The sequence below is a fragment of the Aeromonas sp. S9(2024) genome, from assembly GCF_041403185.1.
GTDB classification, from domain to species: domain Bacteria; phylum Pseudomonadota; class Gammaproteobacteria; order Enterobacterales; family Aeromonadaceae; genus Aeromonas; species Aeromonas enteropelogenes.
Genome location: NZ_JBGLRE010000014.1, coordinates 74830 through 89241 on the forward strand (window position 1 = coordinate 74830; position 14412 = coordinate 89241).

The following is a 14412-nucleotide window of genomic DNA, read 5'->3' on the forward strand; positions in this document are numbered from 1 at the left end:
GTTATCTGGTCATCTCAACCACACCGGAGCACACCAGATGAAAATCCTGATCGCAACCTTGATTGCCAGCAGCCTGAGCCTGAACGTCATGGCCGACGAATACCCCAGACCCGAACTGGACAGCGTCAAGCTGGAGCAGGAAATATTGGCCCAGCAGCAGCAGGCCTCCCATGCCGTAGTGGAGGAGGCGATCCACAACCTCAAGCCGCTGGCGCTGGATACCCTGGTGGTGGAGGCGAGCTCGGCCGATGCGACTCACCCCGAGAGTTGAGATAGCGCAAGGGGGTCTGCCCCGTGTGTTGCCTGAAGAAGGCGATGAAGGCGCTGTCGCTGGCGAACTCCAGCGCAGCCGCCACCCGGCTGATGGGCTCGGCTTCTGCCAGCAGCTCCAGCGCCCGCAGCAGTCGCCACTGCTGACGCCAGGCCTGGTAGCTCATGCCGGTCTCCCGCATGAAGATGCGGCCTATGGTCTTGTCACTGGCACCCACCCGTTCGGCCAGCCGGTTGAGCCGATCGGGCAGGGCATCGCCCTGTTTCACCTCCTGCAGCCAGCCCACCAGACGTACGTCTGACGGCAGCGGCAACTGCCAGGATTCCCGCGGCGCTTGCGCCAGCTCCTCTTTCAATAATGCCAGTGTGCAGGTCTGCTCTGCCTCCGGCTTGTCCCACGGCCAGAGCGCCATCCGTTCGATGATCTCCCGCAGCAGCGGGTTGACCGCCAGCACCGCCATCTCGGCCGGCAAGCCGGGTTCGGGTTTGAAATAGAGGGAGCGATAGGCCACCACCCCGCGCATCAGCACCCGATGGGGCAGACCCGCCGGCAACCAGGCGGCCCGCGTCGGCGGCAGCAGGCAGACCTGATCGTCCAGCTCTATGGTCATGCAGCCGGCCTGGGCGAACAGCAGCTGATGGCGCCTGTGCTGGTGGCGGCCAGAGTCGTGCCAGCCGAGGGCGGCGGCGATCCCGATGGCACTGCCGTCGTGCTGATCCGGATCAAAAGGGTGATCGGGAAGAATAAAGGCCATGTGTCCTATTCTTGATGTTTATAGTCCTGCTTATTGTAATCGGACAGTCTGCGTCACTCTAGAATGACGGCCTCTAGTGAAGGAGGTTTGTCATGAACAACAAGTTGCCACCGCTCTGGCTGGTGGTTGGACTGATGATGTTTCCACAGATAGTGGAGACCATCTACAGCCCGGTACTGACCCATATCGCCACTGAGTTTCGGGTGAGCGAGGGGCAGGCATCCCAGACCCTATCGGTCTATTTTCTGGCGTTTGCGGCGGGCGTGGTTTGCTGGGGTCGGTTGTGCGATCTCATCGGGCGGCGCCCAGCCATGTTGGCGGGCTTGCTGACCTATGGCGCCGGCACCCTGCTGGCGTTGCTGGCCACCCAGTTTGAAACCCTGCTGCTGGCCCGGGTCATTGCGGCTTTCGGCGCTGCCGTGGGCTCAGTGGTGACCCAGACCATGCTGCGCGACAGCTATCAGGGCAGCGATCTGGCGCGGGTCTTTTCGGTGATGGGCATAGCGCTCTCCCTCAGCCCAGTGCTGGGGCTGGTGAGCGGCGGCCTGCTGGCCGATGGTTTTGGTTATCTCGGGGTATTTGGCGCCCTGCTGGCATTGGCAATCGGCTTGTTGTTGATGGCCTGCCGGCAGTTGCCGGAAACCCGGCCGATCACCACCCAGCGAGTGGCACTCTGGCCGCTGGCATGCCGGATGGTGCGTGATACCGGCTTGTGGCGCAGCGCCGCTCTGGTGGCGCTGTTCAACACCATGCTGTTTGGCTACTACAGCCTGGCGCCGTTTCTGTTTGCCGGGCTGGGGTTGAGCGCGGGCGAGTTTGGTTACTCCGGTATCGTGCTGGCACTGGCGACCCTGGGGGGGAGTCTGGTCAACAAGCGTCTGCTGGGGCTTGGCTGGCTGCCTGCCTCCCTGATCCGGCTCGCCGCCGTGTTGGCGCTGGGCTCGGGTTGGCTGGTGTGGGCCAGCCAGGCTTCACTCTGGTTTCTGCTGCCCATGACGGGAGTGGTAGTGGCGTTCGGGCTGGCGATCCCCAATGTGCTGAGCCAGGCGTTGCTGGCCTATCGGGAGGTGGCGGGCAGTTCTGGCGCCCTGTTCGGGCTCGGTTACTACCTGTTGCTCAGCCTGGGGTTGGCGGTTGCTGCCAGCTTGCAGGATCTCGGTCTGCTGCTCGGTGGCTGCGGTCTGTTGGCCCTGTGTTGTTGCTGGCGTCGTTCCACGTGAAACATCAGCTGCCGATAAAGCGGTAGCCGATGTCGGGCTTGGTCTCGATGAGGGTGGGTTGCTGGGAATGCTGCCGCCCAGCTTCTTGCTGCAATATCAGCTGCCGATAAAACGGTAGCCGATGCCGGATTCGGTCTCGATAAGGGCGGGGTCTTGAGGGTTATCCCCCAGCTTCTTGCGCAGGCTGGCGATGACGATGCGCAGGTAGTGGGTGTCCTCCTTGTGGCTCGGCCCCCAGATGTCGTTGAGCAGCTGGGTCTGCAGCACCAGCTTGCCGGGGTGGCACACCAGCGCCTGCAGCAGGGCGAACTCCTTGCGGGAAAGGGCCACCTCTTCCTCCCCCAGGGTGACCCTGTGGCTGCTGCTGTCCAGGGTCAGCCCGCACTGGGGGAAGTGGCGCTGCTCGCCACTACTGACCCCGGCCCGCTGGCGCAGCAGCACCCGGATACGGGCCATCATTTCACCGACGCCGAACGGCTTGCTCATGTAGTCATTGGCTCCGGCATCCAGCAGGCGCACCTTCTCCTGCTCCGAGTCCCGCGCCGACAGCACCAGTACCGGATGCTGATGGTGTTCGCGAATGGCCTGCAACACCTGAAGGCCATCCCCATCCGGCAGGCCCAGATCCAGGATCACCAGGTCGGGGTTGAGGTGGCGATACTGCGCCAGCCCCTCGTTGACGCCGACCGCCTCGCTGACCTGATGGCCTTCGGCGATCAGGCTGATCCGCAAAAAACGGCGGATGGCCGCCTCGTCGTCGATGACCAGTATGTGAGCCATTCAACCTCCAGCTCGCTGATGAAAAAGGGCGGCGACCATCAGGCCGCCGGAGCATTGAGGGCCAGCGGCAGGGAGATGCGCATGCAGGTACCGTTGCCGTTGGGGCCGGAAAAGGCCCAGATGCGGCCCCCATGGACCTCTATCATAGCGCGGGAAATGGCGAGGCCAAGCCCGGTACCACGGCTGCCGCAATCACCAACCGGCTGGGTGTAGAAGAGGTTGAAGATCTTGTCTCGGTCCGACTCGGCGATACCGACCCCGATATCTATGATGTCGATGATGAGGTCGGGGTCCGCCAGCATCACCTTGAACTCGATGGGGGTGCCGGCCGGCGAGTAGCGGGAGGCGTTGTCGAGGATGTTGACCAGCACCTGCTCGATCAGGGCACCGTGCACATAGAGCCGGGGGATCTGCTGATCGAAGTGCACCAGCAGCTTGTGCTGGCGCCAGGAAGAGTCGAGCCGGCGGCGGGCATTCTCCACCAGATCCGCAAGATCGACCCAATCCCGTTTCAGCTGGAAGTCGGGTGAGCCGATGCGGGTCATGTCCAGCAGGTTCTGCACATAGCTGTGCAGGCGGCGCGCCTCCTCCTGTACCGAGTGCAACAGCTCGCTGCGGTCTTCGCTGCTGATCCGGTCACCATATTCCAGCAGGGTGCTGCCGGCCCCCATGATGGTGGCGAGCGGCGTCTTCAAATCGTGGGAGACAGAAGAGAGCAGGGCGGCGCGCATCCGGTCGGTCTCTGCCTGCAGCTGGCTGTCGGCCAGCCGCTCGTTGAGGTCGATCCGTGCCAGGGCGGCGCGGATATCGGTGAGCAGCGCCTGCAGCTGATGCTCGGCCGAGGAGGCGAGCGGATTGGCCAGCAATATGCCCAGCACCAGGTCATCGCTGAGGTGATGGTACTGGGCCTCGGCCGCGTTGAGGGTGGCGGTGTGGGCGCCAGCGCTCTGCTTCTGGGCCAGACACCAGTCGATGGCCGCCTTGTCGGTCTGCCCCGGCTTGTGCTCGGTCGAGCCGGCCCAGTACTGGTAGTGCCGATCGAGGGCAAACACCGGCTGGCCCAGCGCCAGCGAGATGGCCTGGCTCCCTTGCCTGAGCACCTCGACCGGGCTGCTGGCGGTGGCCAGCCCCTGGCTCAGGGAGAGCAGGGCGTTGCCCAGCTGCTGGGTCTCGCGCAGGCCGACCAGCTGCTGGCGCTGACGGGAGGCGAGCCGTCCGGCCGTGATGCCGACGATCAGCAGCACGAACAGGGTGAGCAGGTCGCTGTGGCTGGCCACGCTGAGGGAGAAGTAGGGGACGGTGAACAGCAGATTGTGGCCGACGAAGCCCAGCACGGCAGCCAGGATGGCGGGCACCAGGCTGGTGGTGAGCGCGGTGGCCAGCACCCCCAGCACGAACAGCATGGGCAGGGAGGCGGGCGGCAGCCAGTGGGAGAGGCCCCAGACGGCGGCAGAGGTGGTCCCCATGATGACCACCGCCAGCAGGCTCTGGCGAATGTCCTTGGGGTGAAGCGGTTGCCAGTTCAGGCGGGGTTTGCGCTTCTCTGTGTCCACCAGGGTGATCTCGAGCCCCTGTGCCTGCCTGAGCAGATGCTGCACCAGGGAGCGGCGCCACGGCGCCTTGTGGGGCTTGCCCAGCAGCAGTTGCGACACCTGCTGCTGTTCGGCCGTCTCCAGCAGGGCGTCGGCCACCGCCGGGCTGGAGAGGGTCAGCACCTTGGCACCCAGCTGGGAGGCGAGTGCCAGCGCCTGCTCCTGCTCGGCGGAACGCTGCCCCTTGCTGTCGACGTGCACCACCAGCCAGGGCAGCTGACGGCGCTGGGCGAAGCGGTGGCCGTAGCGCACCAGGGCGGCGCCGTGCTCGTCGCCGAGGCAGACCATCAGCTTGCCTCTCAGCGGCAAGGTGGTCTTGCCGGCGGCCTGCCACTGCAGTTGCAGATCCCCCTCCACGTGGCTGGCGGCGGTCTGCATCGCCAGCTCCCGCAGGGCGGTCAGGTTGTTGAGGGAGAAGAAGGACTGCAGGGCGGCCTTGGCCTGGTGGGGCACATAGACCTTCCCCTCCTTGAGGCGGCCGAGCAGCTCCTTGGGGGGCAGGTCGATCAGCACCAGGCTGTCGGCCTCCAGCAGTACCTGGTCGGGCAGGGTCTCCTTGACCCTGACCCCGGTCAGCTGCCACACCAGATCGTTGAGGCTCTCCAGGTGCTGCACGTTGAGGGTGGTGTAGACGTCGATGCCGGCGCCGAGCAGCTCCTCCACATCCTGCCAGCGCTTCTCGTGGCGGCTGCCGGGGGCGTTGCTGTGGGCCAGCTCGTCCACCACGGCGATGGCGGGTTTGCGGGTCAGCAGGCCGTCCAGATCCATCTCCTCCAGCCGCTGCTGGCGGTGCAGGTGCAGCTTGCGCGGCTGGATGGCGAGCTTGTCGAGTAGAGCGAGCGTTTCCTGACGACCGTGGGTCTCCACCACCCCGATCAGGATGTCGACCCCCTCCCTGGCCTGTTCCCGCACCGCCTGCAGCATGGCGTAGGTTTTGCCCACACCGGGGGCCGCGCCGAGAAACACCTTCAGCTTGCCCCTGTGCTCCTGTTCCAGGCTCGCCAGCAGGGCGTCCGCCCTCACTTCATCACGCATCCCCGCGCTCCCGTTGCATCGGCCGAACCGCGGCCGTGACCTCATTGCTCATGCTTGTCCCCGTTGTCGAACGAGAGCCTTCCCGAACGGCAAGGAGCGCCCTCAGGCGCCCTTTTGATGATCGAGTTGCAGGTTCAACTGGAGAATGTTGACCACCTGCGGGCCAAGGATACCAGCTTGTGCCGCCGACTTGACCTGCTCCGTCAGCCGAACGGGATCCAGCCCCCGTTGCCCGGCAACCCGCTCCACCTGAGCCAGCACCGCATCGAGCGGCAGATGGGGATCGAGGCCGGAGGCGGAGCGGGTCAGCAGGGCGGGGACCCTGGCTTCCGGCTGCGCCCTGGCCACCGCTGCGGCAAACTCGGCCCGCAGCGGCGAGCTCATCCCCAGGTTGCTGGCGCCACCACCTATGGTGGCGAAGTCGCTGGCGGAGGGGCGGGAGTGGAAGTAGTCGGCCCGCTCGAACTTCTGGGCCAGCAGGGCGCTGCCGACCACCTGCTGCTTGTCGTTGGTGAGCTGGCTACCGTTGGCCTGCCAGGGGAAAACAAGCTGGGCCAGCCCGGTGACGGCCAGCGGATAAGCCACCCCCAGCAGCAGGGTCAGGGTCAGCAGGGTTCTGATTGCTATCATGATTTTCTTGCTCCAAATGCGTTGAGTGGATGCGGGTCTGCCCCGCATCCGGTGATGCTGTTACACCAGCCCCAGGCCGGTGATGACCAGGTCGATCAACTTGATTCCGATAAAGGGCACGATCAGACCACCGACACCGTAGAGCAACAGGTTGCGGCGCAGCAGGCTGGCTGCCGTGCCCTGCAGGCTGACCCCGCGCAGGGCCAGCGGCACCAGCGCGACGATGATCAGGGCGTTGAAGATGATGGCCGACAGGATGGCGCTCTCGGGGCTGCCCAGCTGCATCAGGTTCAGCGCCCCCAGCTGCGGATAGGCGGCGATGAACAGGGCCGGCAGGATAGCGAAGTACTTGGCCACGTCGTTGGCGATGGAGAAGGTGGTCAGGGCGCCACGGGTCACCAGCAGCTGCTTGCCCACCAGCACCACGTCCAGCAGCTTGGTGGGGTTGGAGTCGAGATCCACCAGGTTGCCCGCCTCCTTGGCGGCCTGGGTGCCCTCGTTCATGGCCAGCCCCACGTCGGCCTGGGCCAGCGCCGGTGCGTCGTTGGCGCCGTCTCCGCACATGGCCACCAGCCGGCCGTCGGCCTGCTCCTGGCGGATGTAGGCCAGCTTCTTCTCCGGTGTCGCCTCGGCGATGAAGTCGTCCACCCCGGCCTCGGCGGCGATGGCGGCGGCGGTCAGCAGGTTGTCACCGGTGATCATCACGGTGCGGATCCCCATGTGTCGCAGGATCTGGAAGCGGGCCTTGATGCCCGGCTTGATGATGTCTTTGAGGAACACCACCCCCAGCAGCTTCTCGTGGGTGCAGACCAGCAGCGGGGTGCCGCCCTGGCGAGCTATGCTGTCCACCGATTTGAGGATGGGCTCGGGCACCCCCTTGCGATCGAGGGAGAGGTAGCGCAGCACCGCATCCACCGCCCCCTTGCGATAGCGATGACCGTTGCGATCCAGCCCGCTCAGCCGGGTCTCGGCGCTGAAGGGGATCAGGATGTCGCTCTCCAGCTGGCTCGGTCTGGTGTGGCTCTTGCCCGCCAGGGTCAGGATGGATTTGCCCTCCGGCGTGTTGTCACCCAGCGAGGCCAGCATGGCGGCCTGGGCCAGCAGGGCCGGATCGATACCGGGGGCCGGGATCAGTTCATCCGCCATCCGGTTGCCGAAGGTGATGGTGCCGGTCTTGTCCAGCAGCAGGGTGCGCACGTCGCCGGCGGCTTCCACCGCCCGGCCGGACTTGGCGATGACGTTGAGCTTCACCAGCCGGTCCATGCCGGCGATGCCGATGGCGGAGAGCAGACCGCCGATGGTGGTCGGGATCAGGGTGATGAACAGCGCCAGCAGGTAGAGCCGGGGCACCTGGGTGCCGTTGTAGTCGAGGAACCAGGGCAGGGTGGCCACCACCAGCAGGAAGATCAGGGTCAGTCCCACCAGCAGGGCGTCCAGCGCCATCTCGTTGGGGGTCTTCTGGCGCTTGGCCCCTTCCACCAGCGCAATCATGCGATCCAGGGTGCTTTCGCCCGGATTGTTGCTGATGCGCACCCAGATCTCGTCGGAGACGACGGTGGTGTTGCCGGTCACGCCGCTGCGGTCGGTGCCCGACTCGCGGATGACGGGGGCGGATTCACCTGTGATGGCGGCCTCGTTGACCGAGGCGATGCCGGCGACCACTTCGCCGTCGGCGGGGATCATCTCGCCGCTGCGCACCAGCACCAGATCGCCCTTGCGCAGGCTGGTGGCCGGCACCCACTCCCCCTTGTCATCCTGCGGATGGGTTACCCGGCGCGCCCTGAGCTGGCTCATGCCCGCCTTCAGACTGTCGGCCCGTGCCTTGCCGCGTCCCTCGGCCAGGGTCTCGGCGAAGTTGGCAAACCAGAGGGTGAGCCAGAGCCAGGCGGTCAGCTGCCAGGCCAGCGAAGGGGCGACGCCGGAGACCGGCTGCCCCAGCAGGGACTCCACGCTGGCCATCACGGCCGCCAGCCAGAGGGTGAATAGGATGGGGCTGCCGAGCAGCGCCCTGGGGTTGAAGCGATAGAGGGCTTCCACCATGGCCTGCATGATCTGTGATTTCTGTTTCTTGCCCTTCACCTTGAGGGTGTCGGTGCTCATTGAAGCGGACTTGCTCATTGGAAAGCTCCCAGCATCGAATAGTTGACCACGGCGATCAGTGGGGTGTGCAGCATCAGAAGGCACCCCCCAGCAGGCTCAGGTGTTCCGCCACCGGACCCAGCGCCAGCATCGGCAGGAAGGAGAGACCCCCCATCAGCAGCACGGTGACGATCAGCAGGGTGATGAAGAGTGGGCCGCTGACGGGGAAGTCCCCCTCGCTTCGCTCCTGGCGCGGGGCCCTGGCCAGCTGGCCGGCGATGGCCAGCACCGGAATGATGTAGCCGAAGCGGCCGAGCAGCATGGCCAGCCCGATGGCGATGCACTGCCAGTTGTCGGCGGCGGCCAGGCCGGCGAAGGCGGAGCCGTTGTTGCCGGCGGCCGAGGCGTAGGCATAGATCAGTCGGGACAGGCCGTGGGGGCCGTCGTGACCGATGACGGTGGCGGAGTCCGGCATCAGCAGGGTAATGCCGCCGATCACCAATACCCCGACCGGCATCACCAGCATGCTGGCGACCACCCATTTCATCTCGGTGATGCCGAGCCGTTTGCCCAGATAGGTCGGGGTACGCCCCACCATCAGGCCGCACAGGAACACGGTCAGCAGCACGAACAGCATCATGCCGTAGATGCCGGAGCCGACCCCGCCGAAGATGACCTCGCCGAGCAGCATGTTGATCATGCCGACCATACCGCCGAGAGGTGTGAAGCTGTCGTGCATGGCGTTGACCGCACCGTTGGAGGCGCTGGTGGTCGCCACTTCCCAGATGCTGGAGAGCAGGGGGCCGAAGCGGCTCTCCTTGCCTTCCCAGTTGCCGGCGTCAGTGGTGAGCTGGGCGAGGGCTGGGTCCGGTTTCAGCTCCTGGGTGATGGAGACGAAGAGCCCGATCACCATCATCAGGGTCATGGCGACGAGGATGGCGCGGCTGTGGGCCAGGTCCTTCACGTAGCGACCCAGGGTGCAGACCATGGCGGCGGCCAGCGTCAGCAGGGCGACCATCTCCAGCCAGTTGGAGAGGGCGGTCGGGTTCTCGAACGGATGGGCCGAGTTGACGCCGAAGAAGCCGCCGCCGTTGGAACCGAGCTGCTTGATGGCGATCTGGGAGGCAGCCGGGCCGAGCGGCAACAGCTGCTCCTGGCCTTCCAGCGCGTGGAACGGCAGGTAGGCCGACAGGCTCTGGGGCACCCCCTGCCAGACCAGCAGCAGCGCCAGGATCAGCGCCATCGGCAGCAGCACGTAGAGGCAGAAGCGCACCAGATCCTGCCAGAAGTTGCCAAGGTGGGTGGTCTGCTGGCGGGCGATGCCGCGGAACAGGGCGATGGCGACGGCGGCGCCGGTGGCGGCCGAGACGAAGTTCTGGGTGGTGAGCCCCACCATCTGGCTGAAGTAGGAGAGGCTGGCCTCGCCGGAGTAGGCCTGCCAGTTGGTGTTGGTCATGAAGCTGACCGCTGTGTTGAAGGCGAGTTGCCAGTTCAACCCGGGCAGCTGTTGCGGGTTGAGGGGTAGCAGCCCCTGCGCCAGCAGGATCAGGAACAGCAGGCCGAAGCCGGCACCGTTGAAGGCCAGCAGGCTGAGGGCGTAGGACTTCCAGTCCTGTTCGCGCCCGTCCGTGCCGCAGCAGGCCAGGGTGGCGCGCTCGACGGGAGCCAGCCAGCGACTCTTGCCCTCAAACACCCGATACAGGTAGTTGCCAAGCAGAGGCGCCGGCAGCAGCACCAGCAGTACGAACGCGACGGGATAGATGATCTCTTGCCACATATCCGGTTCCTCACTCATGGGTGCGCGCGAGGGCGCGCAGCAGATAGCCCGTGAGGGCGAGGACCAGCAGCAGATATAGCCAATTCATATCGACTCCATTGGTGTAATTGACGACCAAATGGTAGGAATAACCGGCGTAAAGGCGCCATAAAGCCGGATTTGGCAGGCGTAAAATCGGCGTAAAAAAGCAGGTGTGGGCGCTATTTGGGGGAGGGGAAAGATCGAAAAACCCGGCCTGAGTCGGGTTTGGTAGCAAGTCGCTGAGACTGACCTGATAGTGACAGGCCAGCTTCAAACATGCTTATCGCATGGTGACAAACTCTTCCGCGCTGGTGGGATGAATGGCGACACAGTTGTCGAAGTCCGCCTTGGTGGCACCCATCTTCATGGCGACGCCGAATCCCTGCAGGATTTCGTCCATCGCAAAGCCAATGCCGTGCAGGCCGACCACCTTCTCTTCCGGGCCGACACAGACCAGCTTCATCCGGGTGGGTTGGCGATGCTGGGTCAGCGCCGAGTACATGGCGGTGAACTGGCTGCGGTAGACCTTGACCTGGCTCTCGCCGTATTCGGCGATGGCTTCTGGCTCGGTCAGCCCAATGGTGCCGATGGGCGGGTGGCTGAACACCACGGTCGGAACCAGATCGTAGCTGAGGTGCTCGCCCGGCTTGTTGTTGAACAGCCGCTCGGAGAGACGACGGCCCGCCGCGACGGCCACCGGGGTGAGCTGGATGCGGCCGGTGTTGTCACCGACGGCATAGACATTGGCGACGGCGGTGTTCTGGAACTTGTCGGTCGGGATAAAGCCTTTCTCGTCCAGCTCGATACCCGCTGCGGCCAGATTCAGGTTGTCGGTGGCCGGGACACGGCCGATGGCCCAGATCAGGCAGTCCACCGTGAGGTGGCGGCCATCTTCCAGCTGCAGGGTCAGGCTCTCGTCGGCGTTCTTGACCACGGCTTTCGGAATGGCGTGGGTGTGCAGCTTGGGTCCTTCCTGCGCCATGATCTCCACCAGAGTCTCGTGGATCATGGGGTCGAAGTTGCGCAGCGGTGCGTGCTTGCGCACCACCAGGTGGGTCTCGGAGCCGAGCGCCTGCATCACGCCGGCGATCTCCACCGCGATATAACCGGCACCCACCACGGCAACCCGCTTGGGTTGTTCTTGCAACTCGAAGAAGCCGTCGGAGTCGATGCCCAGTTCGGCACCCGGAATGGCCGGCACTTCGGGGCGGCCACCGGTGGCGATCAGTATGTGATCGGCGCTGTACTGCTCGCCGTTCACCTCGATGGTGTTGCTGCTGACGAAGCGGGCGAAGCCCTTGATGACGGTGATCTGGTTCTTGCCCAGCACGTTCTGGTAGGACTGATGAATGCGGCCGATATAGGCCTGGCGGGACTCGACCAGCTTGGCCCAGCTGAAGTGGTTGAGTGTGGTATCGAAACCGTAGTCGGCGCCATATTTCAGGGCATCGGCGATCTGGCCGGCATACCACATGGCTTTTTTCGGTACGCAACCGACGTTGACGCAGGTACCACCCAGTTCTTTGGCTTCAATCAGGGCGACTTTCTTGCCGTACATGGCAGCCCGGTTGGCCGAGGCGATGCCACCACTGCCACCGCCGATGGCGATATAGTCAAAATGCTGTGCCATTGCGAGATTCTCCGCTCATTTGGAATGCAATCACAGCATGATGGGGACAAAGTGGCCAGCTCACAAGAGCTGGCACTCAGTTATGCTGGATTGGCAGGCGAATATGGAACTGGGCGCCGCTGTCAGGTTCGCTGGCGCAGTGGATGCGGCCACGCAGCAACTGTACCACCAGGTTGTAGATGATGTGGGTGCCAAGACCACTGCCGCCATGACCCCGTTTGGAGGTGACAAAGGGATCGAAGATGCGGGGCAGAATGTCGGGCGGGATACCGCGGCCGTTGTCGCTGTAGTCGATCATCAGCTCTTCACCCTGCTGCTCCACCTTGATGGTGATCTTCTTCGGCTTGTCCCAATTCTCGAAACCATGGTTGATGGAGTTGAGGATCAGGTTGGAGTAGATCTGGGTGAAGCTGCCGGGGAAGGAGAAGATCGACAGCTTGGGATCGCACTGGATGTCCACCTCGCACTGGGCCTTCTTCAGTTTGTGGCCGAGGGAGACCACTACCTGGTGCAGGTTGTCGGCGAGGTTGAAGTTGTAGCGAGCCTCGGATGATTGATCGACGGCCACCTGCTTGAAGCTGGCGATCAGCTCGGAGGCGCGGCGCAGATTGCCCTGCAACAGCTGCATGGACTCATCGAGGTTGACGGTGAACTCGTTGAGGTAGGAGCGGGAGAGCTGTTTGGCCTCGATGTGCTGCTTGAAGTCGGCTACCCGCTCCTGCAGGTAGGAGGACGCGGTGACGCTGATACCGATGGGGGTGTTGATCTCGTGAGCCACCCCGGCTACCAGCGAACCGAGAGAAGCCATTTTCTCAGACTCAACCAGGGTCTGCTGGGCCTGCTTCAGGTCGTCGTAGGCCTTGCCAAGCTGGTCGTTGGCATCGCTCAGGCTGCGGGTGCGTTCCACCACCTTGCCTTCCAGCTGTTCGTTGAGCTGGCTGATTTCCCGCTCGATCTTCTTGAGGCGGGTGATGTCATAACCGAATCCGATCAGATACTTGAGGTTCAATCCCTCGTAGAAGGGGGCGAAGGTCCACTGCAGCACCAGCTGGTGGCCCTGCTGATCCTGCATCATGACCTCTTTATCCTCGATATAGCCCTGGCTGGCGAGGGTCAGTGCCAGCTCCTCCTGCTGCTCCTTGCTGACGAACAGATCCAGCCAGTTGTGGTGCAGAATCTCCTGCTGGTGGTAACCGGTCAGCATGATGGCTGCCGGGTTGATGCTGGCGATGGAGAGATCCGGCTCCATGCAGCAGATAACCATGTTGGCCGAGTTGATCAGGGTGGCGGAGAAATCCCGCTCCTGTTGCAGCTGTTCCGCCGCCTGATGGCGTGCGGCAAACTCGTCGTTTAGGCGGGTTCGCATCTGGTTGAGGGAGGCGACCAGGGTGTCCAGCTCGTCAGGATTCTTGCGGGGCAGGGGGCGGCCTTCCAGCTCCAGCTCCATGTCGAGGCTATCCAGAGTGAATCTCTGGGCGTAGTGAACGATGCGATTGAGGTGTCTGACCACCATGTAGTAGATGATGGTCAGGATGCAGAATGAGACCACCAGGGTTTTGATGGTCTGGCTGACCAGGATCAGCACGGATTTTTCGATGAGGCGCTGGTAGATCTGCTCGAGGGAGGCGGCGACGAACAGCTTGCCGACCACCTCATCCTGGTAGGTGAGGTTGAACTCGCGGGAGATGTCGTAGCTCGGGCGCTCCACCCCCTGGGTCAGCAAGGGTACTTCGGTGTTGCCGAGCATCTCCTTGACCATCACGAACTGCATGTTGGGCAGGTTCATGATCCCTTCGATCTGTACCTTGACCTGTTCTTCGTCCAGGTTCCACAGGCTGGCGGCGATGGGCTGCAGGAAGGAGGCTTCAATCTGGCCGATGCTGTCCTCGATGACGGCGACATCCTTGCGATAATCCCAGGCGAGCTGAAGCGCCGTGATGATCATGGCCAATACGGTACTGCACACCAGAATATAAGAGAGCAGGCGGTATGAGAGCCCGTTGCGGCCAACGGCCTTGGCGGTCTTTAAGAAGAGTCCTGACATGGCGTCCTTGCGGTCTGGATGCGGTGTTGTTTAGTTTAACTGCTTCATGTACTTGTGTCGTCATTCCGGCGTGGCGTACGACCACTCCCGTGCTGCGTCCAACTTTCACGGAGGCTAACTCATCTGCTGCCGCCATGCTGCAGCATGGGGTCGCTTTTGTGACACAAGGATGAAAGAGGGCTCTTTTGCAGGAAATCGGGAGTCCGCTTTGTCCGTCCAGCAAAAACCCCGGCCTGGGCCGGGGTTTCGATTATTCGCCTTTGGGGCCGAGCTGTTGTTCCAGCTGTGCCAGCTTGGCTTCGAGAGCGGCCAATTTTTCCCGGGTGCGCAGCAGCACTTTGGTCTGCACGTCAAACTCTTCACGGCTGACCAGATCCAGCTTGTTCAGCTGGGCTTGCAGTACCTGACGAATTTTCTTGTCTGCCTCTTCACCCATGCTGCGGATGCCGGGGGGCAGGGCGTTGTGTACCTGTTTGGCGATCTCTTCCAGTTTCTTCGGGTCGATCATGACGTTCTCCTCAATCGTTGGCGGACATTCTACCGACAATTGCCTCGCTTTGCCGAGATCGGGACGGCGTT

12 protein-coding genes are annotated in these 14412 nt (G+C 63.7%); 2 read left to right on the forward strand and 10 right to left on the reverse strand.

The window, feature by feature from the left end; genetic code table 11:
• The first annotated feature begins 37 nt into the window (after positions 1-37).
• Positions 38-271, forward strand: coding sequence for a hypothetical protein (locus ACB028_RS18860; RefSeq protein WP_080630621.1), 234 nt, complete (start codon positions 38-40; stop codon positions 269-271).
• Here ACB028_RS18860 and ACB028_RS18865 read toward each other — a convergent pair.
• Positions 201-1025 (reverse strand): helix-turn-helix transcriptional regulator, encoded by an 825-nt coding sequence (locus tag ACB028_RS18865; protein ID WP_371144929.1) that lies wholly within the window; start codon positions 1023-1025, stop codon positions 201-203. The two genes, ACB028_RS18860 and ACB028_RS18865, sit on opposite strands and share 71 nt — an antisense overlap.
• 92 nt (positions 1026-1117) lie before the next feature.
• On the opposite strand from ACB028_RS18865, the gene ACB028_RS18870 reads away from it, so the two are divergent.
• Positions 1118-2245, forward strand: coding sequence for an MFS transporter (locus ACB028_RS18870; protein ID WP_371144930.1), 1128 nt, complete (start codon positions 1118-1120; stop codon positions 2243-2245).
• A 96-nt stretch (positions 2246-2341) separates the two neighbouring features.
• Here the strand turns inward: ACB028_RS18870 and ACB028_RS18875 are convergent, their stop codons facing one another.
• The 9 genes from ACB028_RS18875 to ACB028_RS18915 all read right to left on the reverse strand — a co-directional run bounded on the left by ACB028_RS18875 (position 2342) and on the right by ACB028_RS18915 (position 14341).
• The gene (locus tag ACB028_RS18875) at positions 2342-3025 is read right to left on the reverse strand and encodes a response regulator (RefSeq protein WP_017766638.1); all 684 of its coding nucleotides are present in this window, start codon (positions 3023-3025) and stop codon (positions 2342-2344) included.
• Positions 3026-3063: 38 nt separating this feature from the next.
• Entirely contained in the window at positions 3064-5652 is a 2589-nt protein-coding gene (locus ACB028_RS18880; RefSeq protein ID WP_371144931.1) for a DUF4118 domain-containing protein, read from the reverse strand.
• Between the two features lie 102 nt (positions 5653-5754).
• Positions 5755-6282 carry a potassium-transporting ATPase subunit C gene (locus ACB028_RS18885; protein ID WP_274438675.1) on the reverse strand — a complete coding sequence of 176 codons (528 nt, stop codon included), beginning with the start codon at positions 6280-6282 and terminating at the stop codon, positions 5755-5757.
• A gap of 60 nt (positions 6283-6342) precedes the next feature.
• Positions 6343-8400 (reverse strand): potassium-transporting ATPase subunit KdpB, encoded by a 2058-nt coding sequence (kdpB, locus tag ACB028_RS18890; protein WP_342011204.1) that lies wholly within the window; start codon positions 8398-8400, stop codon positions 6343-6345.
• A 55-nt stretch (positions 8401-8455) separates the two neighbouring features.
• Positions 8456-10138: a potassium-transporting ATPase subunit KdpA gene (gene kdpA, locus ACB028_RS18895; protein WP_371144932.1), complete on the reverse strand. Its 1683-nt coding sequence runs from the start codon at positions 10136-10138 to the stop codon at positions 8456-8458.
• A 10-nt stretch (positions 10139-10148) separates the two neighbouring features.
• On the reverse strand, positions 10149-10433 hold the full coding sequence (locus ACB028_RS18900; RefSeq protein WP_371144933.1) for a hypothetical protein: 285 nt from the start codon (positions 10431-10433) through the stop codon (positions 10149-10151).
• 6 nt (positions 10434-10439) lie between these two features.
• Positions 10440-11789 (reverse strand): glutathione-disulfide reductase, encoded by a 1350-nt coding sequence (gorA, locus tag ACB028_RS18905; protein WP_371144934.1) that lies wholly within the window; start codon positions 11787-11789, stop codon positions 10440-10442.
• 76 nt (positions 11790-11865) lie between these two features.
• Positions 11866-13833: an ATP-binding protein gene (locus tag ACB028_RS18910; protein ID WP_216993374.1), complete on the reverse strand. Its 1968-nt coding sequence runs from the start codon at positions 13831-13833 to the stop codon at positions 11866-11868.
• Between the two features lie 250 nt (positions 13834-14083).
• Complete coding sequence (locus ACB028_RS18915) at positions 14084-14341, reverse strand: accessory factor UbiK family protein (RefSeq protein WP_042027076.1); 258 nt, start codon at positions 14339-14341, stop codon at positions 14084-14086.
• Positions 14342-14412 lie beyond the last annotated feature (71 nt).